Source organism: Vibrio sp. 10N.222.52.C12 (assembly GCF_041474215.1).
GTDB lineage: Bacteria > Pseudomonadota > Gammaproteobacteria > Enterobacterales > Vibrionaceae > Vibrio > Vibrio crassostreae_C.
Genome location: NZ_JBFRTR010000115.1, coordinates 52,129 through 77,765, shown reverse-complemented (window position 1 = coordinate 77,765; position 25,637 = coordinate 52,129). Strand labels below are relative to the sequence as shown.

Below are 25,637 nucleotides of genomic sequence, written 5' to 3'. Positions count from 1 at the left end.
CATGAAACCTGCATCATTAGTTGAATTTGTTCGTGATACTTACCAAACCAATGAGTTTGTTCCTTTGCATGCGCCAACATTCAATGGCAACGAGAAAGCTTACGTCACAGAAACCATTGAGAGTACGTTTGTCTCAAGTGTTGGTAAATTTGTGGATGAGTTTGAATCGAAGATTGAAGCTTACACCGGAAGTGCTAAGGCGGTAGCTGCTGTCAATGGCACCGCAGCTCTACATGCAGCACTCTATATGGCGGGCGTACAACGCGGTGATTTGGTTGTTACACAAGCTTTGACCTTCGTTGCGACTTGCAATGCCCTGTATCACATGGGTGCAGAGCCAATTTTTGTTGATATATCTCCGGTAAGCTTAGGCTTGTGCCCTAAAGCGGTTGACCACTATCTAACACAACACGCTGAGTTGACTGAAAAAGGTTGTATCCATAGACAAACAAGACAACGCATCCGCGCTGTGGTTCCGATGCATACTTTCGGCCACCCTGTCGAACTCGATGAGTTAGTCGCCGTATGTTTAAAGTGGCAACTGGTCTTAGTGGAAGATGCAGCAGAAAGTTTGGGCTCTTTCTATAAAGGCCAACATACAGGTACATTCGGTGATTATGCTGCGATCAGCTTTAATGGCAATAAAGTTATTACAACCGGTGGCGGTGGTATGATTCTGTGTAAAACTCAAGAGCAGGGTGCTCGTACTAAGCACGTGACCACGACAGCTAAGGTCCCACACCCTTTTGAGTTTTATCATGATGAGCCTGGCTTCAATTATCGAATGCCAAATTTGAATGCCGCATTGGGTTGTGCACAAATGGAAGTGCTCGAATCATACCTAGCTCAGAAGCGCCAATTGGCTGAACAATACCAACATTTTTTCTCCGGTTCAGAATTTACATTCGTGACAGAGCCAGAATACGCGACATCGAATTATTGGCTGAATGCGATTATTTGCCCAGACACAGCATCACGAGCACAAATTTTGGAAGAAACCAACTCTGCGGGTGTCATGACGCGTCCTATTTGGCAGTTGATGCATCGTCTTCCTATGTTCGAGAACGCATTGCGTGGTGACTTGACGCAGTCTGAGTTTATTGAAGCGCATTTGATCAACATTCCGAGCACACCCATTCAACTGTCTAAAGGCGCTTAATGGAAAACAAGATTCAGAAAGTAGCGGTTTTTACTGGAACAAGAGCAGAGTATGGTCTGCTCTTTTGGCTTTTGAAAGATATTCAAAGTGATCCCGATTTAACACTGCAGCTTCTCGTTTCGGGGATGCACCTTTCGCCGGAGTTTGGGGAGACCTATCAGCAGATAGAAAAAGATGGATTTAAGATTGATGAAAAAATTGAAATCCTGCTTTCGTCTGATTCTGCCGTAGGTACAGCTAAAAGTATGGGCCTTGGTGTCCTTGGATTTTCGGACTCTTTAGCACGTCTACAGCCTGATGTATTGGTTATACTTGGCGATCGCTTTGAGGCATTAGCCGCTGCTCAAACGGCGATGATTTTGCGTATTCCTATTGTTCACTTGCATGGTGGTGAAATTACAGAAGGCGCATACGATGATGCGATTCGTCATGCAATTACCAAACTGAGCTACCTGCATGGTACGTCGACAGACGAATATCGTCAGCGCGTGATTCAATTGGGTGAGGCACCTGAGCGAGTAAGAAATGTCGGTGCAATAGGCCTTGACCACCTTAAACGTGCTGACTTCATGTTATTGGGCGAGTTGGGGGAATCTCTCAACTTTTCTTTGACTAAACCGTTTTTCTTGGTGACTTATCATCCGGTGACACTCGGCAATGAAGCACCTGAAGAGGCATTCCAAGCTTTATTGGATGCTTTAAACTGTTTCCCAGAGCATCAAGTTATCCTCACTTACCCAAATGCTGATGATGGTGGTCGCCGCATTATCCCAATGCTAGAAGCTTACGCCGCGAGCCAACCTGATCGCGTATTAGCAATTCCTTCGCTTGGGCAAGTGCGTTACCTCAGTGCAGTTAAATATGCAGCGGCTGTGATTGGCAACTCTTCTAGCGGTATTATTGAAGTACCGGCATTTGATGTTCCCACTGTTAATATTGGATCTCGCCAGAAAGGTCGCTTGGCAGCAAAAAGCGTGCTGCATTGTGAGTCGAACAGAGCTGATATTGAGCGAGCTATCAGATCTGCGAATGAACGTGAGTATAAGGATACTGCGGAAGAGATAGAGAATCCGTACGGACAAGGAAACACCAGTGAAAAAGTGATCGAGATGATCAAAACTCTGGATTTCAATCCATGCAAAACCTTCCACGATTTACCGAACTGAGAGCTATACATTTAGCTTTTAGTAACAAATAACGAAAGAGAGAGCGGTATGACTCTGATTATTGCCGAAGCAGGCGTAAACCATAATGGTGATGAAAAACTGGCATTTGAGCTTGTTGATGCAGCCTATCAAGCGGGTGCTGATATTGTAAAGTTTCAGACGTTTAAGGCAAAAAACCTTGTAACTGAAGACGCGAAACAGGCGGAATATCAGGTTGCCAACACGCAGAAACAAGAGTCGCAATTAGCTATGCTTAGTCGCTTAGAGCTCTCTTATGATGCTCACCATCAATTGGTTAAGCATTGTGAGCAACTCGGTATTGAGTTTTTATCAACCGCTTTTGATTCAGAAAGCCTAGATTTTTTAGTAAACGATCTAGGGTTAACTCGCTTGAAGTTGCCTTCTGGTGAACTTACTAATGCCCCTCTCGTACTAGAACATGCTCGAACTGGGTGTGATTTGATTGTCTCCACTGGTATGGCGACACTATCGGAAATTGAAATCGCGCTAGGTGTGATTGCATTTGGTTACACTGCTGATGACAACGCCATACCTTCTGTGCAGGCCTTCCAGGAAGCTTATGCCTCTGATAAAGGTCAACAAGCGCTTAAGAGTAAGGTCACAATCTTGCACTGCACGACTGAATACCCAGCACCAATGGAAGAGATTAACCTTAAAGCAATGAACACTTTAGGTCGTGCGTTTGACCTGCCTGCAGGTTATTCAGACCACAGTCAAGGTATTACGATTCCTATTGCAGCTGTTGCTCGCGGTGCGGTGTTGATTGAAAAGCACTTTACGCTAGATAACAACATGGAAGGACCGGATCACAAAGCTTCTCTTGAACCTCAAGACTTAACGGCCATGGTCAGCGCAATTCGACAGGTCGAGTTGGCATTAGGGAGTAGCGTAAAAACACCGACGGTATCAGAAGTGAAAAATAAAGCGGTCGCAAGGAAAAGTCTGGTTGCTGCGTGTGATATTACCGAAGGTGAGGCGTTTTCGTCAGAAAATATCACCATTAAGAGACCGGGTCATGGCATGTCACCTTATCGCTATTGGGATATGCTTGAACGCTCTTCTTCTAAAGCTTATCAAGCTGGAGAGCTGATCTTTGAATAATGCTGCTTCTATGTTGCCTCTTGTGCTAATCGGAGGGGGAGGTCATGCGAGCGTGCTTGCAGACATATTGCTTCGCCAAGGGCGTGAGATAGTCGCGGTGATTTGCCCTGATGATGTCTCCCAGCGTCGGATTTTCTCGGGGATTAAGCAGTTTCTCAAAGATAGTGACGTAGAACAGTTTTCTCCCAATGACGTTAGACTGGTGTTGGGTATTGGTGCGATGCCTAAATCTAACTTGCGGGAAAAGATAGCGAGTTACTTCATTGGATTAGGCTATCGATTTGAAAATGTCATTGCTGAAACTGCATTTGTCTCTGAATATGCAACTATAGAAAATGGTGTTCAAATTATGGAAGGAGCTGTTATACAAACAGGTGCGTCCATAGGGCAACATAGCATTATCAATACGAGTGTACTTGTAGAGCACGACTGCCAGATTGGCACCTACAACCATCTTGCTCCGAAAGCGACTTTGTGTGGTCAAGTAGAAACCCAGTATGGTTGTTATATAGGAGCGAATGCGACTGTGATACAAGGTATCACTTTAGGTGCGCTCTCAATTGTTGGAGCGGGTGCTATTTTAACGAAACCCCTACCAGCGCAAAGCATATGTTATCCTTTTAGATGTATAATCGAGCCATATTAGCTTACTGTAAGCTACCAAGCATTCAAGAAATTAAAATTAGGTGTGCCATGAGTCATTGTTGGAATAATGTGCTAATAAAACCTGATAGCACAATTCGAGACGCGTTAGAAATCATTAATAATGAAGCGTTAAGAGTGGTGTTGGTTGTTGATCAAGAACAAGCGTTACTTGGTGTTGTGACAGACGGCGATATTCGACGTGGTTTACTAAATAACTTGCCGTTGACTGAATCCGTATCAAAGGTGATGAACACTAATCCAACGACAGCACTAGAAGGCTCTTCTCGAGAAGAGTTGATTGGTCTAATGGACAATCGCGGAATATTGTCGGTTCCGTTACTCGATGCAAGTGATAAAGTTGTTGGTCTTGAAACTCTTCATGGTGCACTTCACCAGCCTAAACATCAGAACCCAGTGTTTATTATGGCTGGTGGGTTTGGTACGCGACTTAAACCGCTTACTGATGTGTGTCCAAAACCTATGCTGCATATTGGCAATAAGCCAATTTTGGAAACCGTGATCCGCAGTTTTATCAAGGCAGGTTTTGTTAACTTCTACATTTCGACTCACTACATGCCAGAGCTAATCCAACAACATTTTGGTGATGGCTCAGAGTTAGGGATTAATATTACTTATGTGCATGAGGAATCTCCTCTAGGTACAGGCGGTGCACTTGGTTTGTTACCAGATAGTCTTCCTAAAGACCTTCCGTTGATTATGATGAATGGTGATGTCTTGACGAAAGTGGATTTTCAACGATTATTAGAATTTCACACTGAGAACCAAGCTGACGCGACAATGTGTGTTCGTGAGTATGATTATCAGATTCCTTATGGGGTAATCAATGGTGAAGGCAATAAAATCACCAGTATGGTTGAAAAGCCAATTCAACGTTTTTTTGTGAATGCTGGTATTTATGTAGTGTCACCTGAAGTGATCGCTTCTGTACCTGAAAACTATCGAATTGATATGCCAACATTGCTCGAAGAGCATATGAATCTACGTGACAATATTTTAATGTTTCCAATTCATGAATACTGGCTGGATATTGGTCGTATGGATGATTTTAATCGTGCACAAGCCGATATTCATAACCTAGAGATGTTTTGATGATTAACACTAAAAAAATATTGGCATTTATCCCTGCTCGCGGCGGTAGTAAGAGGCTGCCAAGAAAAAATATACTTCCTTTAGCGGGAAAACCATTAATAGGATGGTCAATTGAAGCAGCCAAAGATAGCAAATATATAAACCAAATATTTATTAGTACAGATGATCAAGAGATTGCAGAGGTGGCACAGAGCTTTGGAATAGATGTGCCAGAATTGAGGCCAAGTCACTTGGCGTCGGATACCGCTTCTACAGCTGACGTTTTGACGTACACACTGGAAAAATTTGGGAATAATGTTGATATCGTAGTTTTACTTCAACCAACATCTCCGTTACGTACCGCGGTACATATTGACCAAGCTTTGGAATTATTTGTGAAAAAGCAAGCTTCTTCTGTTGTTTCTGTTACTCCATGCGAGCATCCACCTACTTGGTCGAACACTTTACCTGATGATGGTTCGTTGGGAGAGTTTGTTCGCCCTGAAGCCTTGAAACGCTCTCAGGATTTGGAGGGATTTTACCGATTTAATGGGGCGATTTATATATTTGATGTTCGTAAATTTCTTAAATGTCGAGATATATGTTATACGAATGAATCTTTTGCTTATGTTATGGAAAATAAAGACTCATTCGATATCGACCAGCAATTAGATTTTGATTTGGCAGAGTTTTTTATCAATAAAAGGCTCTGATTCTAATTATAGGTCTTTAAAGTTATTTATTTTTTTTATATTAATAGATTTAAATTGCCTCTTTAATTCTTCTCGCAATACTTTGTCAGGGTAGTCATCGGATATCGTATAAATAGGCATGTCTGGATAAAGTAGTCTACAAGTAAACATTACTGTTGAATAAGTACCTACGAATCCTGATAGTTCAATGTTTTTGTCGATTAATTCTATTTCCAGAGGATATTCACTTCGGTGATATATTATATATTCTTTGTTTTCTAAAGTTCTCCTTACTTCATCTCGCTCTGTTCTATGAGGGAAGTATATTATTTTCCTGCTACTAGACATCGCAAGGCTATCTAGACTTTCTATGTAGTCAGCGACAGACTTTTGATGCTTATCTCCTATAGCTCCTTGTCCTATATACCCAATTGGAGCATCTGGATTAAAAAGACTAGGGTTTCCATATTCAGACTTCAATCTCCCAAGCGTATTTTTATGAACAGTGTGACCTTGGAAATTAAAGCTAAATATTGTAAATAGCTCAAGATTCTCTGATTGTTGCAAGTGTCCAATTGGCTTACAACCATTTAACCTTATGACTAAATCTTGAATTAATCTAGGGCGGTAAAAAGCGGACTTTTTTTGAATGTATTTAGGATATTCAGCTAATGTAAGAGTACCATCGTCAAAGTATATTTCTTTTTCTATTTCTAGGTTTTTTATAATTAGATTCTTTCTCCAGCTAGTGTATTCCGAGTAAAAGAAGTAATTAACCCTCCCCCCATAGGTTATTTTTTTTATTTTTTTTATCGCATTTGGGATATTGATGCTACGGTTCTTTCTGCTAACTTCTACAACATGAGTCCAATCTTTTTCTGAAAATAATTGCCTTTGATGTAGTTTACCAATTTCGGTATCTTGGTTGACTAAAAGAAGAATATTTTTTTTACAATGAAAATACTCCTTCGCCTCAAGTGCGCATATATATTGAAAAGGTGATGTGACTAGGAATAAATTCATTTATTTATTGTCCAAAATAGAAATGGTTTTTTGTAATGCTCCGATATTATGAGAAACAACGGATAGAGAGTTGTTAATGCACTCTTGAATATCTTCATGTTTTCTAAAGTAGTCACTGACTGATTTAGCTATCTCATCTTTATATCGAATGATTGTAATCCCTTGAACCTGAATTAACTCATCGACAATAGATTTAAAATTGAAGTAGCTTGGTCCTATAATGACAGGGACTTCAAGTGCTATAGGTTCCAATACATTATGCCCTCCAACTTTATCTCCTAGTAAACTTCCACCCATAAAGCACACATCGGCTGCGCGCATCAGTGTTAGCATCTCACCCATAGTATCACCAAGGTAGACTTGAGTTTCTGCGGTGATGGTTTGGTTAGAAGTTCGTCTTACACTGTTAAAATTAGCATTGTTACTAAGTTCAAAGACGCTATCAAATCGCTCTGGGTGACGAGGGACAAGAATGAGTAACGCGTTAGGGTGTGATTCTAAAACTTTTTCATGAGCCTTTAGCACTTGCTCATCCTCACCCTTATGAGTGCTAGCAGCTATCCAAACTGGGCGACTTTCGCCGAGTTCCTTCCTTAGTGTTTTGCCTTTTTCTCTGACTTCATCTGATATCTGTATATCAAACTTAATTGAACCAGTAATAGCCAGCTTGTTTTTATCTACACCTAAACGTTCGAAACGTGCAGCGTCAGATTTAGTTTGGCAAAGTATGTTGGTCAGACAAGGTTCGATGATGTTGAAGACGGGTTGAAACTTTGAGTAATTATTTCGAGATTTCTCAGATAGCCTTGCGTTCACGACCGTTATTGGCACACCAAACTTAGATACTTGATGAAGTGTATTCGGCCAAAGCTCGGTTTCGATAATCAACATTTGTGTTGGGCTCACCGCTTTTAGAAAGCCCTTAACAGCAAAGCCAAAATCGATCGGCATGTAACGATGTTCAACGAGATCACCTAGTTTTCCGATTTGTTCAGCACCAGTGCTCGTCGTTGTAGTCACCAGAATAGTTTGCTTAGGGTGTCTTTTTTTTAATTCTTTGATAAGTGGTATTGCAGCAATACTCTCGCCAACAGAGACAGCATGAATCCAGATAGGGCGAAGATTGGTTGTCAATTTCGGTGTGATACCGAAATGTTCCGCCCATCGCTTACCGTATGCTGGCTTGCTCGAGTGACTTCGATACAGGCTGTAAAGCAGAAAAGGTGCAGCTAGTGTCAGTAGGGCCGTGTATATAAAGCGGATGATCACTGGTTAATTTCTCAACTTTGCCTGGTAAGTTTCAAGGCGTGCTAGAACTCTATCAGGGTGTAATTCATTCATACATTTATTGTGGCCTAATGGACACTCTCGTTTTGCGCAAGGTGAGCATTCAATCTCTGTGTACACAATATCTTTGTTATCAGTTAACGGTGGTGCATATTTCGGTGTTGTTGGGCCGTATATTCCTACAACATGGCAGCCTAATGCCGAAGCGACATGCAGTAAACCAGAGTCATTGCCGACTATACTTTCACATGCAGCAAGAAGATCGACGGCTTCTATTAGAGAGGTTTTACCAGCCAAGATAGACAACTGTGGATGTAGCTCATTTGGAACAAGATCATATAAGGTTTGACATGCATCAAGATCACCTTGAGAACCAAATATCCAAACTTGATAACCCTTTCTACACATTTTCTCGGCGACTTGAGCATAATAATGTTCTGGCCACTTTTTTGCAGAGCCAAATGCAGCCCCTGGGCACAGCCCGATTATTTTTGAACTTGTATCTAAGTCATATTTTTTGAGTGTGTCTAACTGTATTTGTTTATCAATGTGTAATTTGGGGTAAGGTGATTTTTCTATTCCGCCAAAAACCTCTGAACCCGTCATATCCTTTTTTGGGTAAGCCAGTGCGTAATATCGTTCTGTCATATATTGGAACGATTTCATGTTCGATCTTAAATCAGTGAGTAACCCGTAGCGGAACTCACCTCTCCACCCAATACGATTAGGGATAGCAGCAAACCAAGGTATGAGTGCAGACTTCGCCGATTTAGGCAAAACGTAAGCATGCGTATAGCCCGCATTTTTTAACTGTTTTCCCAGCGCACGTCGCTTCCAAAATTCAAATTGTCCGTGTCCTAGCGGCATGTCAATTGCTGAGTTTACTTCAGGCATTCTATCTAAGATAGGCATACACCATTTTGGAGCCATTACATCAATGACGCATTCAGGAAAACGTTTTTTTAGGGTGATATACAAGGATTGACTCATTACCATATCACCAATCCATGACGGCCCAATTACGAGTATTTTCATGAGTTTAATCTACCTCTTGTATGCGGTTTTCATTATTTATTACGGTGAATAGTGAAGATATAATAACTAACCCAACCACATACAGTAGCATGCCGGAATGATGATTAAGATAATTTTGAGTCAAGCAATAACCCATTACTGAAGCGACATGCACTAAGCCAAGTATGGCGACGAGTTTAACCTGTGGCTTCTTAGTTGAAACAGTTTCTCTCAATTTGGTTATGAAAAACCAACTGCTAGTCGAAAACATGAATATGATAGCCGTGAGGCCAACTAGTCCTTTTGTCTGAAGCATTTCGAGGTATTGGTTATGAGCACCAATATGTCTCAAGATAGCTGGATTGCTCAGCTTAGCTTCTACTTGTCTTTCTTTGTCAGCTTGGCGACCCGAACGACCAACCCCTAATATAGGGTGTTCTAAAAAAGAGAAGTAAGCGCCTTGCCAAAGTGTTAGCCTCGCTCCACTTGAGTTATCGATTTCGATATGGCCTGTATTGTAGAGTTGCAGCTCCTTCGCCATCGTTTGTATACGAGGTTGAATTTGTGGGTAACCTAAAGTACCGATGATCGAGAACGCAATAATCACTCCTAAAGTAACTTTTTTGGTAAAAATCGAGCGATAAAGAAATGCGATACCTAAAAGTATAAATGGGGTCGCTAGCCAAGCTCCTCGGCCTCCAGAGAGTAGGCTTGCTGTTAGCGCCATAACACCACCCAAGCACGCTACTGCTAACAAATATTTTAGCGTTTTGGTTGAACTGGTGAGAACAGAGTCTTGATACTTTAGTTGCTCTAAAGCAAAGCCTGCCACAACGCAAGATAAGCAAGAAACCCATGCAGCCATCCCTGATGACTGGATGACCATAAAACCATGGCCATAGAATGCTCTAGTCTCAAAAGCCACCTGAAAGTACAGAGCTACCAGTCCAGTTACTATTCCCCCAATAGGAATAGCCCATAAGACAGCTTGCAAATTGGGTGGGTATTTAATTAATGCCATCAACACCAATACTGCAAATACAGCTCGGCTCGGCATATCGAGTATGCTTGCTGTTTCATCGTGATATATAAACGAAATGACATAAGCTAAAAAGTAAACGAAGAGTCCGGTTACTAACCATGTGAAAGGTTTTAGGCTGCTGAAACTGAGTCTATTCAATAGAATTAATGCTAAAGATAGAGTTAGGAGGCCAAACGGTGCTAGTCTGTAAGACTCGCCTTGAATGTTCATAATTATGAAAAAAGCCATACACAAAGAGGTTGTTGCTGCAGCTATCAATGTTTTTTTATCCAATTTAGTAATCACTTGGTTATACTTTCCAATCATTATCATATTTTTTGATAGCATCTCGATAAACTCGGCGGCCATCTTGTTGCGAATTAAATAACCGTAAAATCCACATATACTGTTCTGGCTTTGATTTAACGAAGGTCTCAATAACTCGGTTCATTTGCCTTGCGTCCTCGCTCTCGGTATCTTGCCATTCTAGTACCGATTGCAGTTCGAGAACATATTGGCCTGTTTTTTGATCGATTGAGGCAAACAAAGGAATAACCTTAGCTTTAGATAGCTTAGATAATTTGGTTATTCCGGGTAGAGTTGCCTTTTTTGTGGCAAAAAAATCTACAAATTCACTTAATTCAGGGCCATGATCTTGATCTGGCAAATAGTATCCGAGATAACCACTTTTGATTGATTTTATGAATGGTTTGATGCCTCCGCTACGCTCGTAAACTCGCCCCCCATATTGCACGCGCTGTCTGTGCATTAACCAATCGCTGACTTCATTCTTCTGTCTTTTAGCCATGGCTGAGACAGGCAAGCCTTTTGACGCTAGAAACACTGCCGGTATGTCAATTGCCCAGCTATGTGGCACCAGCAAAATGACATTGTCACCGTTATCCAGATGTTTAGTTAGGTGCTCTTCACCTTCAAAGCGACATTGAGTTTGAAGCCATTCTTTCGATCGCACAGTTAAAAGTCCGAATCTCAGTATGAATACACCTGCAGTATAGAGAGTTTGATAAACCAATTGCTCACGCTCAGCAAAGCTTTTCTCTGGAAAAGCCAGCTGAAAGTTTACTCGAGCTCTGTGTGCTGGCCCCTTTTGCGACTTAGATAATCGTCTTGCAAAAAAGTTCGCCAATGCATGGTGAAATGAAATAGGAAGCAATGAAACAGGAAACATCAACAATACAATAAACCATGTTCCCCAGTATTTAGGTGCCAAAAAAGCCCACTGAAAAGTAGGGTCATAAGCTTTTGGGTCATAATCGTTTCTGTTAATCATAAGGTCTTTATTTTAGAAAATTGAGCTGTTTGGCATTATTTGCCCTGCTTTGAAAGAGGCTAAATACAATAGGAGGTTTAGATACCTCACCTTTGTTTGAGCAGCGTTGATTCATATTAATCTTAGTAAAAAGTACTGAGCGAACCAATGTTGTCATCGCGAAAAATTGGAGAATTCCAACTGTTGTCTTAGGCCTACATACTTGTATGTGCTAAGTGTTTTTCAACGCCAACCATGCCAGCATCGCAAATTACGGTGATCATAAAACTTCCTTGATGCAAAATGTTAGGTGGATTATATCAGGTAAACAACAACGGAGTCAGTACCGTTTCACTACTCATAAATAGGTCTACATTTACCGTGGTCGCTATTTATTACTTAGTTTTTGATTGATTTTGGCATTGATGGCCTTAGGTACAAATTGGGTTATATCACCACCATGAATAGCCACCTCTCGAACCAAAGTTGAAGATAAGAACGCATATTCTTCAGCTGGTGTTAAGAAGATACTTTCCAAATCGGGTTTTAACCTGCGATACATGGTGGTCAACCCAAACTCATACTCAAAATCCATGGTAGTTCTAAGGCCGCGAACGAGTACATTTGCCTTTTGTTGCTGAGCAAAATCAACCAGCAACCCACTAAACCCCTCAACGGATACATTAGAGTAGGGTTGGCAGACTTCTTTAAGAAGTGAGACACGTTCATCCAAGCTAAATAGTGTGTTCTTGCTAGGACTAGCTGCTACGCCTATTACTACATGATCAAACAATTGAGAAGCACGCTCTATGATATCGATATGACCATTAGTCACAGGATCAAAAGTACCGGGGTAAATAGCTTTCTTCATGGTTTCTTTTTTCACTATGCTTGAAATAGGCCTCAAATATAATGCATTGTGGGTGAGTTACAAAATAAAGACTCAAAAAATATGCTGAAATGATGCAGAGAGATCGGATGGATGTAAAATAGCAACTTAACGCTGAGAACTCACTTAACGACTGGCATAGATATGACACATAATAACCACGGTAAACCGGGTAACACAGGATTGATACGTATCATTAAAGCGACAGGTTATTCCATACAAGGCTTGAAAGCTGCCTTCAAACATGAAGCTGCGATTCGACAAGAGATAGCTTTACTCGTTATTGCTATAGTGCTTGTGACGTTCCTTGATGTCTCAATGATAGAGCGAGTTGCTCTGATCGGAACCGTGGTTCTCGTGTTGATTGTGGAGCTGATTAATTCTGCAATAGAGGCTGTCGTAGATCGTATAGGTATTGAATTACATGAGTTGAGTGGTAGAGCAAAAGACATAGGTTCGGCGGCTGTTATGGTCGCATTGATGTTTGCCATGTTCACGTGGTGTTACATTCTTTTCTTCTAGGTCAGGTATACTATGAAATACTTTGAAAGTAATGATGTGCATATTTGGTTCGATGAGTCCCGAGTTAATATTACCCCGTCATTGCTATTTGATATCACTTATTGGCAAAAGAATAATGCAATTATCGGCAGTGCAGAAGGGCGAGGTACAACATGGTTCGTCGATTTAAAAGGTATTCCGGCAGCATTTCGCCATTATCGTCGTGGTGGCTTGTTCGGAAAACTAATTAAAGACAGTTACTGGTTTACAACCTTAGAAAATACTCGCAGTTATGCTGAATATCAACTATTGAGTGAGTTAAGCTCTGCTGGTGTTAACGTACCTAAGCCAATTGCGGCACGTGCCCAGAAGAACGGTTTAACTTATCAAGCGGATTTACTGACTGATAAAATACACAATGCAAAAGATTTAGTCGATTTGCTTTTAGATCGAGCGCTGGCTCAAGAGCAGTATCATCAAATTGGCCAAGAAATTCAGAAGATGCATAGGGTGGGTGTGAATCACACAGACCTGAATATTCATAATATTTTGCTTGATGACCAAGGCAATGCTTGGATCATCGATTTTGACAAATGCTATAAGCAATTAGGCGACAGTTGGAAGGAATCAAATTTAGATAGGCTACTCCGATCATTCAGGAAAGAGCTGGATAAGCGACATATCCATTGGCAAGAATCTGACTTTAAATCGCTGCTGGCTGGTTATCACTCGGTAATATAAAGCCCATATCCATGAGCTTATCGTATCATTTTTTCTTACCCATAGACCTTCAGGGCGAACTATCTATTAGTTCTACGCCCTGTTACCTATTAATTACATCCATATATTCTGCAACGCCTTGCGCTACGGTTTTAAATACCACATCACAGCCTGCTGCTCGAAGCTTCGTAAGGTCAGCTTGAGTAAACTCTTGGTAAGCGCCTTTCAAATGCTCAGGGAAAGGAATCGTTTCAATCTCGCCTTTACCATGGTGCGTGATTACTGCTTTTGCGACTTCTTCAAAAGACTCTGCGTTGCCTGTACCTAGGTTAAAGATGCCAGAAACACCATTTTTTAAGAACCACAGGTTTACTGCTGCAACATCACCGACATACACAAAATCACGCTGGAATGTTTCGCTACCTGCGAACAGTTTAGGGTTCTCACCGGCGTTCATTTGGTTGTTTAGGTGGAAAGCAACAGAGGCCATGCTGCCTTTGTGATCTTCACGTGGACCGTAAACATTGAAGTAACGGAAACCAGTAATTTGAGGTAACGTCTCGTTATGCGCTACAGCATCCGCGGTTAGGCGACGAACGTAGTTATCAAATTGTTGTTTAGAGTAACCGTAGACATTTAATGCACCTTCATACTCTTTCTCTTCGATGAAAGTCTCTGTTTCACCGTAAGTGGCAGCTGAAGAGGCATATAGGAAGGGGATTTCACGCTCAACACAATAATGCAGTAGCTCTTTTGAGTACTCATAGTTGTTGAGCATCATGTATTTACCATCCCACTCGGTCGTTGCCGAACAAGCACCTTCATGGAAAATAGCTTCAATAGGGCCGAAATCATCGCCAGCCATAACTTGAGTTAGGAAGTCGTCGCGATCCATGTAGTCAGTGATGTCTAGGTCTACAAGGTTCTTGAACTTTTTACCGTTCTTGAGGTTGTCGACAACTAGAATATCGTTGTGGCCTGCGTCATTGAGTGCTTTCACAATATTGCTGCCGATCATGCCAGCACCACCAGTTACGATAATCATATTTTTCCTACTCTTTTGAATATAAAACTACCGCGAGTATAGCAAGGAATGACAAAGACGGGCTAGTGGAATAATTCCTTAAGCAGAGTATGATATGAGCAGATTAGTCTTAGGTAAGTGCGCAGTAAGCACTCGAAATTATAGGTATTATCATGAAAATTGCAGTTGCGGGTACCGGTTATGTAGGTTTATCCAATGCGATGTTGTTGGCGCAGAATCATGATGTTGTTGCAGTTGATATCGTCGAAGAAAAGGTATCGATGTTGAACAACAAGCAATCGCCAATCATGGATGTAGAGATTGAAGAGTTTTTGGCTAATCGTGCTTTGAGTTTTCAAGCCACAACCGATAAGCAAGCGTATCAAGATGCAGATTTCGTTATTATCGCTACGCCAACCGACTCTACAGAACTACTTTAATACCAGTTCTGTAGAGTCGGTGATTCGTGACGTAATGATGGTTAACCCGAATGCCGTCATGGTGATCAAATCAACGGTACCTGTTGGTTATACTGAGCGTGTTAAGCAAGATTTAAACTGTGAAAACATTATGTTCTCGCCAGAATTTTTACGTGAAGGCAAAGCCCTGTACGACAACCTACACCCATCACGCATTATTGTTGGTGAGTGTTCGGAACGCGCTAAAGTATTTGCTAATCTTCTGGTGGAAGGCGCAGAAAAAGAGAATATCGACGTACTGTTTACTCACTCCACAGAAGCGGAAGCAGTAAAGCTCTTCTCGAATACCTACTTGGCGATGCGTGTTTCTTATTTCAATGAGCTCGACTCTTACGCCGAAGCGCATGGCTTGGATTCTCGTCAGATCATCGAAGGTGTGGGTTTAGACCCTCGAATTGGCAATCATTACAACAATCCTTCATTTGGTTACGGTGCTTACTGCTTACCGAAAGACACCAAGCAGTTATTAGCTAACTATCAAGATGTACCAAACAACATTGTGGGCGCTATTGTTGACGCTAACCGCACCCGTAAAGATTTTATTGCGGAGTCCATTATTAAGCGCTCGCCTAAAATTGTAGGTATCTATCGCTTGATCATGAAGGCCGGCTCGGACAACTTCCGTGCGTCGTCGATTCAAGGCATCATGAAGCGTTTGAAAGCTAAAGGTATAGAAGTGGTTGTGTTCGAACCTGTGTTGGAAGAAGAGCATTTCTTTAACTCGAAGGTTTATTCTGATCTGGAAGAATTTAAAGCCGTATCGGATGTGATTGTATCCAACAGAATGGTCGATGAAATATCAGACGTTGCAGATAAGGTTTACACGCGAGACCTCTTTGGCAGTGATTGATCAAAGGTATTATGGATTGAAGGTGAATTTTAGCGCTTGCTAATTCGACCAGATGTTATCAGCTCGATCTATCCGCTTAGTGGCGATATACTGAACCACTAAACGGATAGGGATACTAATAACTAATGAAAACACGTGACAAGATTGTTTACGCTGCTCTAGAGCTTTTTAATGAGCACGGCGAGCGTAGTATTACGACCAATCATATTGCTGAGCATATCGAGATTAGCCCTGGTAACCTCTACTACCACTTCCGTAACAAACAAGAAATTGTACGTGACATCTTTACGCTCTATTCAACAGAGTTGCTTGAAAGGTTCACACCGATTCAAGGCCAACAAGAAAGCCTGACGTTACTAAAGACTTACTTAGATTCTATCTTCACACTGATGTGGAAGTACCGATTCTTCTATGCGAATCTGCCTGAAATATTGTCACGTGATGAAAAACTCCACCTTGATTACATGGCCGTACAAGAAAAGCTGCAAACGAATCTTGTCGATATCATGCGAGCCTTCGTTGAGTTGAACCTGCTCAAAGCAACGGATACGGAAATGAAATCGATGGTGACGTCTCTTCACTTGATTGCATCAGGTTGGTTGGCGTATCAATCTGCGATGTCTCCAAAAGCTCAAATTACCGAGCAAGTGGTTCATCAAGGAATGCTGCAGATGATCGCGACGGTTAAACCGATTGCGACAGCTCAAGGTTTTGAGCAGCTGACATTATTGGAAGATGGTGTAAGGGCGTTGAACTCTAAATAGAAAGAGACGAGTAAGCGGTATACGGGATTCGAAGAAAGATACTCGCATCCCGTATCTGCTCTTTATCGAACTAACCAACTCTTCGGGTTTTGGGCTTGGCTGTTTCTGCGAATCTCAAAGTACAGTGAAGGGCGCGTTTGGCCGCCAGTGTCACCAGCAAGTGCGATGGCTTCACCCGCTTTAACCTTATCACCTTCTTTCTTTAAAAGTGCTTGGTTAAAGCCATAAAGCGTCATATCGCCTTTACCATGATCGAGAAGAACCACTAAACCATAACCTCGCAGATACTCTGCAAATACCACCGTGCCAGAGTAAACCGATTTTACCTGCTGACCGTACTTGGCGTTGATAACCATGCCTTTCCAGTTAATTTGCCCCGTTTGACGTGAACCGTAGTTATGTAGAACTTTATCTTTGATCGGCCAAGGTAGCTTACCTTTACGTTTTGCTAGGCCATCCATCGGGACGGCATTACGTCGTTCTCGAGCCGCTTTTTCTGCTTTTGCTATTTCAGCTTTCAGGCGAGTTTCATTTCGCTGAAGTTCAGCCAAGTAATTTTTGTCGCCAGAAATATTCTTCTTAATACTGCCAACGGTTTTCTTACGTTGTGTTTGAGTCTGAGACAACTTGTCACGCTTGGTGGTTTGCTGTTTTAACAATGTTGCGATTTGTTCTTGCTCGAGTTGACGCTGTTTGTGGCTTTCTTCTAATTCAAGTTGCGTCTGTTCAATCGTTTTAATGGTTGCGGAGCGAGCTTTGGCAAGGTGCTGGTAATAATGACTGATGCGATCTTCTTCTACACCGGTGTTGAGAATGTGAGAAGAAGCCTTAGCTCGACTCGTCATGTAGTAAGTCTGAATGAGCTGCTCTAACTTGTCTGTCTGGACTTTTTTCTGTGCAGTGAGCGCTTTAATCTTTGTGTCTAAATTAGCAATATTAGCATTAGCAGTATTGAGCTGCTTTTTACTGTCTAGAATCGCTTTTTCAAGTGAAGCGATGGACAGCTCCTGCTTCTTGAGGTTTGCCTGTAGGCTATCGAGTTTCTTTTGCTGGGAAGAGAGCGCTTTCTGTTGACGAGAGATTTCGCTTGATACGCCTTTCAGTTCACCTTGAGATGCAGCAAATGACGATGTAGATAAAAGAGCAACACAGAGGCTCGCTGATATCAGGAGAGTTGAACTAATGGCTCGAATTTGTTTCATCATTATCGTCATTTAGTTGTTATTCATCTACTTGTAGGTTGTTTATGTTTTATGCGAATCTCATTGATGCTCGTTTTCCGCTACTGCTGGTTAAATCCCATCACCATGGATGAAGTTCTGAGAGCGACCATTGAATCCTTGGTCCATATCTAAAGATGGCTTATCAGTTTTCGGCTTTCCAACAATTTTTGCAGGAACACCAGCGACAGTCGTATGAGGCGGAACGGCTTGAAGAACCACTGAGCAAGAACCAATTTTCGCGCCTTCACCCACTTCAATATTGCCAAGTATTTTAGCGCCGGCACCGATCATTACACCTTCTCGGATTTTAGGGTGACGATCGCCACCTTCTTTACCCGTACCACCTAAAGTCACGTCTTGAAGGATAGATACATCATTTTCAACTACGGCTGTTTCACCAATCACGATACCGGTGGCGTGGTCGAGCATGATCGCTTTACCGATACGAGCGGCTGGGTGAATATCCACTTGGCAAGCAACCGAAATTTGGTTCTGTAGGTAAGTAGCAAGTGCAATACGCCCTTGCTTCCATAGCCAGTTAGCCACTCGGTAACCTTGCAAAGCGTGGTAGCCTTTCAGATAAAGCAGAGGCATCGAGTACATCTCGACCGCAGGATCTCGATTTACCGTCGCACAGATATCACAAGCAGCCGCATCAATAATCGATTGATCTTGCTTGAATGCTTGTTCAACCACCTCACGCACCGCCATTGCGGGCATTGAAGCCGTCTTTAGCTTATTGGCTAGGATATAACTTAATGCAGCGCCTAAGCTTTCGTGGTTGATAATGGTGGCATGGTAAAAACTCGCAAGCATAGGTTCTTGCTCTGACTGCTGTCGAGCTTCCTTCACAATGCATTGCCAAACCTTTTGCTGTTCACAGTGTTTCATTTTTCCATCCATTTTATCTATTTCATTCCACGACTTAATAAGCGATGTTATCGCTCTGACTTCTTGTCTCGAGCAAGCAGATCTTGCGCAGCTAAGTGGGCATCTTTCCCTTGATACAACACTTGATAAATTTGTTCAACAATTGGCATCTCAACGCCCATGCGTTCTGATAGTAACCAAACTTCTTTGGTGTTGCGATACCCTTCGACCACTTGGCCGATCTCTTCTTGTGCAGTATCGACGTCTTTACCTGAACCTAAAGCCAATCCAAAACGACGGTTACGTGATTGGTTATCAGTACAGGTTAGTACTAGATCGCCCAGCCCTGCCATACCCATAAAGGTTTCGGGTTGTGCACCCAGTGCAGCACCTAAGCGACTCATTTCAGCTAAGCCACGCGTGATCAGTGCAGTACGAGCATTGGCACCAAAACCAATGCCATCCGACATGCCTGCGCCAATTGCGATAACATTTTTCACCGCGCCGCCAAGTTGCATACCGATGAAATCAGAGTTTGCGTATACGCGGAATGTTTTACCGCAGTGGATCTTCTCTTGCAGCTCTTCTAAGAATACTTCATCTGGTGAAGCGACAGAGATAGCCGTTGGCATGCCCATCGCTAACTCTTTGGCGAAGGTCGGTCCTGATAGAACCGCTAACGAGTAACCATCACCCAGCACATCATGCGCGACATCTTTAAGCAGGCGGCCGGTCTCTGGCTCTAAGCCTTTGGTCGCCCAACAGATGCGAGAGTCTGAGGCTAAGTAAGGTTTCAGGCTGTTTAGAACAATACCAAACACGTGGCTAGGTACAACAACGAGAAGGTCACGACTTGCTGTTACTGCTTTCTCAAGATCGGATTCGATGATTAGGCTTTCTGGAAAGTCGATATTTGGCAGGAACTCATTATTAGCGCGCTCAGATTCAAGGCGAGCCATATGAGCAGGGTCATGCCCCCAAAGAACAACGTTTGCACCGTTACGCGCTAGAGAGATAGCTAAAGAGGTTCCGTAAGAACCTGCACCAATGACAGTCATGGCGATCTCTTTGCCGTAAGCGCTGTCTTTACCGTAAGCGTCTGCCGTATTAGTCGGGCGAGTTGTTTCTGTCATGCTTCCACCTAAAAATAATGAGGGAAATCGAAGAGTTTTGAAAAAGCTATCCACTAAAATAAGAAGAGCTTTCAATCTTAGTACAGTGTAAAGAAAAAATGCACATCGCAGAAGTTACGATGTGCATTTAAAAGCGAACTAGCGCTTGAAACGTTAGAGTTAAGTTCTACTGTGAGACTTAAGCCTGTTCGCCTTCAGCTTGTTGAGCTTGGTTCTGTAGGTAGTTCATGAACAAAGCATCGAAGTTTACTGGAGCTAGGTTCAGTTGTGGGAACGTACCTTTAACCACTAGGCTAGAAATCGTTTCACGAGCGTATGGGAACAGGATGTTCGGGCAGAATGCGCCTAGGCAATGTGCCAGTTGGCCAGCTTCCATTTCGCTTGCAGAGAAGATACCGCCTTGCTGAACTTCACAAAGGAATGCTGTGTCTTCTGCGTTCTTAACTGTAACCGTTAGACGTAGAATTACTTCGTACACGCCTTCGCCAAGTTCACGGCTTTGAGTGTCTAGATCCAGTTTTACATCTGGGTTCCACTCTTTTTGAAACATGTCTGGAGAGTTTGGCGCTTCGAAAGATACGTCTTTTAGGAAGATACGTTGGATTGCGAAGTTTTGTTGTGCGTCTTGTTGTGCTGCTTCAGCCATTTTCTTGTCCTTAAAAATTTAAATTAGGTTTTGTTCGTCATATCTGCCGGACAAAACCTTAAAGTCATATTCGTTGAATCAGGTCAGCTTACTGCTTGTCTTTAAAAGTTTTTCACCTTTAACTACTTCTTACCTTTAACCAAAGGTAAGTTAGCTTCGCTCCAAGCCACTAAGCCGCTTTTAAGTACGCTTACGTTTTCGAAACCTGCTTTAACCATTAGGTTAGCGCTTTCTTGAGCAGTTTGACCTGTCTTGCATACTACGATGATTGGGTCTGCTTTGTGGCTTTCAAGGCTACCAAAGCTATTTGCTTTGATATCTGACGGCAAAATGTGAACTGCGTCCGTAATATGGCCCTTTTTGAACTCATCTTTAGTACGAATATCAACCACAACACCGTTTTCACGGTTAATCATGTGTGTGGTTTGCGCTGCCGTGATCTCTTTGTACGCTGCATTTGATGTTTTGATTACGTTCGCAATGATGGCAACAACCAAGCCGATCCATACGATGGCTAAAATCATATTCTCTTGAACAAATGGAACTAACTCTTGCATGTCTTGAACTCTTATTCGTTATTGGGCGAAAAATTATAGGGTAGGAGTATAGCGAGGTTTAGGGTTCGGTGTATAGGGCGATTGACAAGACTTACAAGCTGAAATTAATTCACATTGGTTGCTTATTGAGATCAATGTCAGAGGGGGAAGAAGAAGCAAAAAATTTTGCTTCCTAAAGTTACATTAGGGATAATGTTTGGAATTATAAGCCTTCATTTTTATGCGTAGTGTGATTTCGCCCCAACATCAAAGGGCGGTAGCATGCTTGTTTTTCTGAGATGGCTATCAGTTTAAAGTGTTTGGAGTTAATTAAATGTTTGATGCTGCTAAAGAAAAATGTTTTTTTGAAATGGATAATACCATTCAAAATTTTGCTTGGGGTAGTAAGTCTTCGTTCAATCAGTTATTTGATATCGATAATTTTAATAATGAGCCGCAAGCAGAAATGTGGATGGGCGCTCACCCAAATGGATGCTCGAAAGTTAAAAGTGGCGATTCTACAGTATTATTGTCTCGCTTGATTGAATCTCATAAAGAGGAATTCTTATCTGCGCAGATAAGCGAGAGATTTGGAGAGTTGCCATATTTATTTAAAATTCTTGCGGCTGAAAATGCCCTGTCTGTTCAAGTTCATCCAAGCAAAGAGGAAGCTGAGCTTGGTTTCCAGAAAGAAGAGCAAGCTGAGGTTCCTCTTTCTGCTCCTTACCGAAATTATAGAGATTCAAATCATAAGCCTGAACTTGTATATGCGCTAACTCCTTATTTGGCTATGAATGGTTTTCGAGCAGTTCCTGAGATCATTTCACTATTTTCAAATGTTGGAATCCCACAGTTAAGTGAGATGCTTGAACTCCTAAATGCTAATCCTTCTTCTGAGGGGCTTCGTGAATTTTTTGTAGGTATCCTCTCGTTGGAAGGAGAAAACAAAGTTGAAGCAGTCGACTCGTTAATCTCTAAAGTTAAAGATAATGTAACCCAAGAACTGTCTTCACTAATTTTAACCCTGTCAGAGCAGTATCCCGGTGATATTGGGTTGCTTACCCCATTAATGCTTAATGTCATTACTTTAGAGCCTGGAGAGGCAATGTATTTAGATGCCAGAACGCCTCATGCTTATCTAAAGGGAACTGCATTAGAAGTTATGGCCAATTCTGATAATGTACTTAGAGCAGGTTTAACACCTAAACATATTGATGTTCAAGAGCTTGCTAGTTGTACTCTTTTTGAAGAGAAGCCATTTGATACGCTAAAGTTAGCACCTTCAGTTAATAACGGTGTTTTAACTTACCCAATTCCAGTTCCTGATTTCAGGTTCTCGGTTTATAAAAAACCAAATAATGAGCCTATTAAACCTGAAAGTGCCGAAATTTTGCTGCCGTTGGACGCTGAATTGACGTTAACTCATGACTCTGGTGAGGTTGTGACGTTGAAAAAAGGAAAGTCAGTTTTCATACCAGCTTATGTCGATGAGTATCGTATATCTTCGAAAGGAAATGTAGCTAAAGCTCACTGTTAACCCTGCGTATAACAACCAAATGTTAAGTGGTTTGGCGCTGGTTTGAAACTATTTATTCTTGTCCCCTTGCTTTACTACAAAATAGGGGGGACCAAAGTATTGATTATAAATTAAAGAAGAAAAATTATGTTTATACCTGTCATTATGGCTGGGGGTTCTGGCTCTCGTTTATGGCCCCTGTCGCGTTCAGCGTTCCCAAAGCAATTTTTAGCGCTAGATAATCACAATTCATTAACGATGTTGCAGTCCACCTTAGATCGAATTAGTGGTATGTCGGCTTCTGAAGCAATCATTATTTCTAATGAAGACCATCGTTTTGTGGTTGCTGAGCAGCTTCGTACTTTTGGTCAGGAAGCTCGTATTATATTGGAACCTGCAGGGCGAAATACTGCTCCGGCTATTGCATTGGCTGCAATGCAAGCGATAGCGCATGGCGATGATCCTGTGATGCTAGTTTTAGCCGCTGACCATATAGTGCAAGATACGGAAGCGTTCCAAGACTCAATTCGTAAAGCTCAAGTTGTCGCTGATGCTGGTAAGTTAGCAACCTTCGGTATAGTACCAACTGCACCAGAAACGGGTTATGGCTATATTAAGCGAGGCTCTCAAGAAGGCGATTCGGCTTACGTTGTAGAGCAATTTGTTGAAAAGCCTCAATTGGAAGTCGCGGAGCAATATGTAGCAAGTGGAGAGTACTACTGGAATAGCGGATGCTTTATGTTCAAAGCGAGTGTCTTTCTAGAAGAGCTTAAGAAATACTCACCAGAAATTCATGAGTGTTGTTCAAAAGCAACGAATGGCACAACAGAAGATATGGACTTCATTCGCGTCGATAAGAGCGAGTTCTTAAAGTGCCCAGATGATTCTGTTGATTATGCTGTAATGGAACGCACCGATAAGACTGTAGTTGTTCCTATGGATGCAGGCTGGAGCGACGTTGGTTCATGGTCCGCGTTATGGGAAGTTTCAGAGAAAGATAGCTCTGGAAACGTAATTCATGGAGATGCGATAACAGAGGATACTGAAGGGTGTTATATTTACGCTCCGAATAAGCTGGTAGCTTCGGTTGGAGTAAAAGACATCGTTGTCGTTGAAACTAAAGATGCAGTCTTGGTCGCACACAAAGATAATGTTCAACAAGTGAAGAAAATTGTTGAGCATTTAAAGGCTGAAAATCGGGCTGAATTCAGAGAGCATAGAGAGGTTTATCGTCCTTGGGGTAAATCTGATGCAATTGATGGCGGTGAGCGCTACAAGGTAAATCGTATTACCGTACAGCCAGGTAAAAAACAATCACTCCAAATGCACTATCATCGAGCTGAGCACTGGGTCGTAGTTTCAGGTACCGCCAAAGTAAGTAGCAATGGCAAAGAGCAAATTATCTCTGAAAATCAATCACTCTACATTCCAGTTGGTGTAAGCCATATGGTTGAAAATCCCGGTAAAATACCACTCGAGCTTATAGAAATACAATCAGGTTCATACCTAAACGAAGACGACGTAGTACGTTTAGAGGAAAGTAAATAATGACAAAGTTAACATGCTTCAAAGCTTATGATATTCGCGGCCAGCTAGGCTCAGAACTCGATAATGACATCGCGTACCGAATCGGCCGAGCTTACGGCCAGTTTTTAAAAAGTGAAAGTGTAGACGAGAAAACTATTGTTGTTGGGGGAGATGTTCGTCTTACGAGTGAAGAACTGAAACTCTCTTTAGCTAACGGTTTAATGGATGCGGGTGTTCATGTATTAGATATTGGCCTATCAGGAACCGAGGAAATCTACTTTGCTACTTTTCATCTAGGTGTTGATGGCGGTGTAGAGGTTACAGCGAGTCATAATCCGATGGACTACAATGGTATGAAGCTTGTTCGTGAAGGAGCAAGACCAATTAGTGGTGATACCGGGTTACGAGATATCCAAACGTTAGCAGAAAACAATGATTTTATTGACGTTGATGTTAAAGGTACCTACAAGCAGATTAATATTTTGAAAGAGTACACTGATCATTTGATGGGCTATATTACGCCTGCGAATATTAAACCGATGAAATTGGTGATCAACTCTGGTAATGGTGCTGCAGGACACGTGATTGATGCTCTTGAAGAGCGTTTTCAAGCTCTGAATATTCCATTGGAGATTATCAAAGTTCACCATGAGGAAAACGGCAACTTTCCTAACGGAATCCCAAATCCACTATTGCCAGAATGTCGTGCAGATACTGCAAATGCGGTAAAAGAACATAAGGCTGATATGGGGATTGCCTTTGATGGTGATTTTGATCGCTGCTTTTTGTTTGATGAAAATGGCGATTTTATCGAAGGTTACTACATTGTCGGCTTACTAGCGGAAGCCTTTTTGCAAAAAGAAAAAGGCGCGAAAATCATTCATGACCCACGCTTATCTTGGAACACGATTGACGTAGTTACTAAAGCCGGCGGTATTCCTGTTATGTCGAAAACAGGTCACGCTTTTATCAAAGAGCGTATGCGTAAAGAGGATGCCATTTATGGCGGCGAGATGAGTGCACATCACTATTTTCGTGATTTTGCCTACTGTGATTCAGGTATGATTCCTTGGTTGCTAGTAACTGAGTTATTGTCAGTTAAAAGCATGAAGTTATCCGAAACGGTTTCAGAACGTATTAGTGCATACCCTTCATCTGGTGAAATCAACTCTAAGCTTGCTAACCCGAAAGAAGCAATTAATCGAGTTTTAGACGCCTATAAAGGCTCTGAGCTTGTGTTTGATGAAACTGATGGCATTAGCTTGGAATTTGCGGAGTGGCGATTTAACTTACGCTCGTCAAATACCGAGCCTGTTGTTAGGTTGAATGTGGAATCACGTGGGAATATAGCCTTGATGGAAGAGAAAACACAATCAATTCTAGCTATTTTGCGCGGGTAACGTTCTTCTAGCATAAGCCTCATATAACAGCTCTGAGGCTTATGTGACTAACTTGACCTATAAATTATCTC

At 42.0% G+C, this 25,637-nt stretch carries 24 protein-coding genes and 1 pseudogene; 13 read left to right on the top strand and 12 right to left on the bottom strand.

Going from position 1 to position 25,637, the window contains the following annotated elements:
- Position 1 precedes the first annotated feature (1 nt).
- The 6 genes from AB4623_RS20040 to AB4623_RS20015 are packed head-to-tail and all read left to right on the top strand — an operon-like array spanning position 2 to position 5,894.
- Entirely contained in the window at positions 2–1,159 is a 1,158-nt protein-coding gene (locus tag AB4623_RS20040) for a LegC family aminotransferase (RefSeq protein ID WP_102428039.1), read from the top strand.
- Entirely contained in the window at positions 1,159–2,325 is a 1,167-nt protein-coding gene (gene neuC / locus AB4623_RS20035) for a UDP-N-acetylglucosamine 2-epimerase (protein ID WP_372147262.1), read from the top strand. The genes AB4623_RS20040 and neuC overlap by 1 nt, the downstream gene beginning before the upstream one ends.
- Positions 2,326–2,373: 48 nt before the next feature.
- The gene (gene neuB / locus AB4623_RS20030) at positions 2,374–3,447 is read left to right on the top strand and encodes an N-acetylneuraminate synthase (RefSeq protein WP_372100167.1); all 1,074 of its coding nucleotides are present in this window, start codon (positions 2,374–2,376) and stop codon (positions 3,445–3,447) included.
- Positions 3,440–4,093, top strand: a complete 654-nt coding sequence (locus tag AB4623_RS20025; protein WP_372147260.1) for an acetyltransferase — start codon at positions 3,440–3,442, stop codon at positions 4,091–4,093. The genes neuB and AB4623_RS20025 overlap by 8 nt, the downstream gene beginning before the upstream one ends.
- 47 nt (positions 4,094–4,140) lie before the next feature.
- A complete protein-coding gene (locus tag AB4623_RS20020) occupies positions 4,141–5,202 on the top strand; it encodes a nucleotidyltransferase family protein (protein ID WP_017066294.1) in 1,062 nt (353 codons plus the stop codon).
- Positions 5,202–5,894, top strand: coding sequence for a cytidylyltransferase domain-containing protein (locus AB4623_RS20015; protein ID WP_017066293.1), 693 nt, complete (start codon positions 5,202–5,204; stop codon positions 5,892–5,894). The genes AB4623_RS20020 and AB4623_RS20015 overlap by 1 nt, the downstream gene beginning before the upstream one ends.
- Positions 5,895–5,900: 6 nt before the next feature.
- On the opposite strand, the gene AB4623_RS20010 is transcribed toward AB4623_RS20015, so the two are convergent.
- The 6 genes from AB4623_RS20010 to coaD form a co-directional block, all read right to left on the bottom strand.
- On the bottom strand, positions 5,901–6,896 hold the full coding sequence (locus tag AB4623_RS20010) for a glycosyltransferase 52 family protein (protein WP_372147258.1): 996 nt from the start codon (positions 6,894–6,896) through the stop codon (positions 5,901–5,903).
- A complete protein-coding gene (gene waaA / locus AB4623_RS20005) occupies positions 6,897–8,165 on the bottom strand; it encodes a lipid IV(A) 3-deoxy-D-manno-octulosonic acid transferase (protein ID WP_017066291.1) in 1,269 nt (422 codons plus the stop codon).
- Positions 8,166–8,168: 3 nt separating this feature from the next.
- A complete protein-coding gene (waaF, locus tag AB4623_RS20000) occupies positions 8,169–9,218 on the bottom strand; it encodes a lipopolysaccharide heptosyltransferase II (protein ID WP_017066290.1) in 1,050 nt (349 codons plus the stop codon).
- Positions 9,219–9,222: 4 nt separating this feature from the next.
- A complete protein-coding gene (locus AB4623_RS19995; protein WP_157939981.1) occupies positions 9,223–10,545 on the bottom strand; it encodes an O-antigen ligase in 1,323 nt (440 codons plus the stop codon).
- Positions 10,529–11,509 carry a lauroyl-Kdo(2)-lipid IV(A) myristoyltransferase gene (gene lpxM, locus AB4623_RS19990; protein WP_372147256.1) on the bottom strand — a complete coding sequence of 327 codons (981 nt, stop codon included), beginning with the start codon at positions 11,507–11,509 and terminating at the stop codon, positions 10,529–10,531. Before lpxM ends, AB4623_RS19995 begins: the two co-directional genes overlap by 17 nt.
- Positions 11,510–11,876: 367 nt before the next feature.
- Positions 11,877–12,359, bottom strand: coding sequence for a pantetheine-phosphate adenylyltransferase (gene coaD / locus AB4623_RS19985; protein WP_017066287.1), 483 nt, complete (start codon positions 12,357–12,359; stop codon positions 11,877–11,879).
- Positions 12,360–12,521: 162 nt separating this feature from the next.
- On the opposite strand from coaD, the gene AB4623_RS19980 reads away from it, so the two are divergent.
- Positions 12,522–12,899: a diacylglycerol kinase gene (locus AB4623_RS19980; RefSeq protein WP_017066286.1), complete on the top strand. Its 378-nt coding sequence runs from the start codon at positions 12,522–12,524 to the stop codon at positions 12,897–12,899.
- Positions 12,900–12,911: 12 nt separating this feature from the next.
- Positions 12,912–13,619 carry a 3-deoxy-D-manno-octulosonic acid kinase gene (locus tag AB4623_RS19975; protein ID WP_017066285.1) on the top strand — a complete coding sequence of 236 codons (708 nt, stop codon included), beginning with the start codon at positions 12,912–12,914 and terminating at the stop codon, positions 13,617–13,619.
- A gap of 82 nt (positions 13,620–13,701) precedes the next feature.
- Here the strand turns inward: AB4623_RS19975 and rfaD are convergent, their stop codons facing one another.
- On the bottom strand, positions 13,702–14,643 hold the full coding sequence (gene rfaD / locus AB4623_RS19970) for an ADP-glyceromanno-heptose 6-epimerase (RefSeq protein WP_102428034.1): 942 nt from the start codon (positions 14,641–14,643) through the stop codon (positions 13,702–13,704).
- Positions 14,644–14,795: 152 nt separating this feature from the next.
- Here rfaD and AB4623_RS19965 point away from each other — a divergent pair.
- Together AB4623_RS19965 and AB4623_RS19960 are read left to right on the top strand one after the other, a co-directional pair.
- Positions 14,796–15,951 (top strand): annotated as a pseudogene (locus tag AB4623_RS19965) (nucleotide sugar dehydrogenase).
- A gap of 125 nt (positions 15,952–16,076) precedes the next feature.
- Complete coding sequence (locus tag AB4623_RS19960; RefSeq protein ID WP_017063104.1) at positions 16,077–16,715, top strand: TetR/AcrR family transcriptional regulator; 639 nt, start codon at positions 16,077–16,079, stop codon at positions 16,713–16,715.
- Between the two features lie 62 nt (positions 16,716–16,777).
- On the opposite strand, the gene AB4623_RS19955 is transcribed toward AB4623_RS19960, so the two are convergent.
- The 5 genes from AB4623_RS19955 to AB4623_RS19935 all read right to left on the bottom strand — a co-directional run bounded on the left by AB4623_RS19955 (position 16,778) and on the right by AB4623_RS19935 (position 21,144).
- Positions 16,778–17,929: a murein hydrolase activator EnvC gene (locus AB4623_RS19955; RefSeq protein WP_372118309.1), complete on the bottom strand. Its 1,152-nt coding sequence runs from the start codon at positions 17,927–17,929 to the stop codon at positions 16,778–16,780.
- A 78-nt stretch (positions 17,930–18,007) separates the two neighbouring features.
- Positions 18,008–18,829, bottom strand: coding sequence for a serine O-acetyltransferase (gene cysE, locus AB4623_RS19950; RefSeq protein WP_009847961.1), 822 nt, complete (start codon positions 18,827–18,829; stop codon positions 18,008–18,010).
- A gap of 47 nt (positions 18,830–18,876) precedes the next feature.
- Positions 18,877–19,941 carry an NAD(P)H-dependent glycerol-3-phosphate dehydrogenase gene (gene gpsA, locus AB4623_RS19945; RefSeq protein ID WP_372110044.1) on the bottom strand — a complete coding sequence of 355 codons (1,065 nt, stop codon included), beginning with the start codon at positions 19,939–19,941 and terminating at the stop codon, positions 18,877–18,879.
- Positions 19,942–20,119: 178 nt separating this feature from the next.
- The gene (gene secB / locus AB4623_RS19940; RefSeq protein ID WP_009847959.1) at positions 20,120–20,587 is read right to left on the bottom strand and encodes a protein-export chaperone SecB; all 468 of its coding nucleotides are present in this window, start codon (positions 20,585–20,587) and stop codon (positions 20,120–20,122) included.
- A gap of 122 nt (positions 20,588–20,709) precedes the next feature.
- Positions 20,710–21,144 (bottom strand): rhodanese-like domain-containing protein, encoded by a 435-nt coding sequence (locus AB4623_RS19935; protein WP_017061445.1) that lies wholly within the window; start codon positions 21,142–21,144, stop codon positions 20,710–20,712.
- Positions 21,145–21,457: 313 nt separating this feature from the next.
- Between AB4623_RS19935 and manA the strand changes: the two genes are divergently transcribed.
- From manA to cpsG, 3 genes are all read left to right on the top strand, one after another.
- Positions 21,458–22,660: a mannose-6-phosphate isomerase, class I gene (gene manA / locus AB4623_RS19930; protein ID WP_372147254.1), complete on the top strand. Its 1,203-nt coding sequence runs from the start codon at positions 21,458–21,460 to the stop codon at positions 22,658–22,660.
- A 126-nt stretch (positions 22,661–22,786) separates the two neighbouring features.
- Positions 22,787–24,187 carry a mannose-1-phosphate guanylyltransferase/mannose-6-phosphate isomerase gene (locus AB4623_RS19925; RefSeq protein ID WP_371713989.1) on the top strand — a complete coding sequence of 467 codons (1,401 nt, stop codon included), beginning with the start codon at positions 22,787–22,789 and terminating at the stop codon, positions 24,185–24,187.
- A complete protein-coding gene (gene cpsG / locus AB4623_RS19920; RefSeq protein WP_372147252.1) occupies positions 24,187–25,566 on the top strand; it encodes a phosphomannomutase CpsG in 1,380 nt (459 codons plus the stop codon). Before AB4623_RS19925 ends, cpsG begins: the two co-directional genes overlap by 1 nt.
- The last annotated feature ends 71 nt before the right edge of the window (positions 25,567–25,637 follow it).

Bases quoted from the DNA above. Each gene is read 5' to 3' on its own strand.
- coaD (WP_017066287.1), bottom strand. From the start codon at position 12,359: ATGAAGAAAGCTATTTACCCCGGTACTTTTGATCCTGTGACTAATGGT.
- neuB (WP_372100167.1), top strand. From the start codon at position 2,374: ATGACTCTGATTATTGCCGAAGCAGGCGTAAACCATAATGGTGATGAA.
- manA (WP_372147254.1), top strand. From the start codon at position 21,458: ATGTTTGATGCTGCTAAAGAAAAATGTTTTTTTGAAATGGATAATACC.
- AB4623_RS20010 (WP_372147258.1), bottom strand. From the start codon at position 6,896: ATGAATTTATTCCTAGTCACATCACCTTTTCAATATATATGCGCACTT.
- AB4623_RS19975 (WP_017066285.1), top strand. From the start codon at position 12,912: ATGAAATACTTTGAAAGTAATGATGTGCATATTTGGTTCGATGAGTCC.
- gpsA (WP_372110044.1), bottom strand. From the start codon at position 19,941: ATGACAGAAACAACTCGCCCGACTAATACGGCAGACGCTTACGGTAAA.
- cpsG (WP_372147252.1), top strand. From the start codon at position 24,187: ATGACAAAGTTAACATGCTTCAAAGCTTATGATATTCGCGGCCAGCTA.
- AB4623_RS19925 (WP_371713989.1), top strand. From the start codon at position 22,787: ATGTTTATACCTGTCATTATGGCTGGGGGTTCTGGCTCTCGTTTATGG.
- neuC (WP_372147262.1), top strand. From the start codon at position 1,159: ATGGAAAACAAGATTCAGAAAGTAGCGGTTTTTACTGGAACAAGAGCA.
- AB4623_RS19935 (WP_017061445.1), bottom strand. From the start codon at position 21,144: ATGCAAGAGTTAGTTCCATTTGTTCAAGAGAATATGATTTTAGCCATC.
- AB4623_RS20020 (WP_017066294.1), top strand. From the start codon at position 4,141: ATGAGTCATTGTTGGAATAATGTGCTAATAAAACCTGATAGCACAATT.
- lpxM (WP_372147256.1), bottom strand. From the start codon at position 11,509: ATGATTAACAGAAACGATTATGACCCAAAAGCTTATGACCCTACTTTT.
- AB4623_RS19995 (WP_157939981.1), bottom strand. From the start codon at position 10,545: ATGATTGGAAAGTATAACCAAGTGATTACTAAATTGGATAAAAAAACA.
- AB4623_RS20015 (WP_017066293.1), top strand. From the start codon at position 5,202: ATGATTAACACTAAAAAAATATTGGCATTTATCCCTGCTCGCGGCGGT.
- AB4623_RS19955 (WP_372118309.1), bottom strand. From the start codon at position 17,929: ATGACGATAATGATGAAACAAATTCGAGCCATTAGTTCAACTCTCCTG.
- AB4623_RS19960 (WP_017063104.1), top strand. From the start codon at position 16,077: ATGAAAACACGTGACAAGATTGTTTACGCTGCTCTAGAGCTTTTTAAT.
- rfaD (WP_102428034.1), bottom strand. From the start codon at position 14,643: ATGATTATCGTAACTGGTGGTGCTGGCATGATCGGCAGCAATATTGTG.
- AB4623_RS20040 (WP_102428039.1), top strand. From the start codon at position 2: ATGAAACCTGCATCATTAGTTGAATTTGTTCGTGATACTTACCAAACC.
- secB (WP_009847959.1), bottom strand. From the start codon at position 20,587: ATGGCTGAAGCAGCACAACAAGACGCACAACAAAACTTCGCAATCCAA.
- cysE (WP_009847961.1), bottom strand. From the start codon at position 18,829: ATGAAACACTGTGAACAGCAAAAGGTTTGGCAATGCATTGTGAAGGAA.
- AB4623_RS19980 (WP_017066286.1), top strand. From the start codon at position 12,522: ATGACACATAATAACCACGGTAAACCGGGTAACACAGGATTGATACGT.
- waaF (WP_017066290.1), bottom strand. From the start codon at position 9,218: ATGAAAATACTCGTAATTGGGCCGTCATGGATTGGTGATATGGTAATG.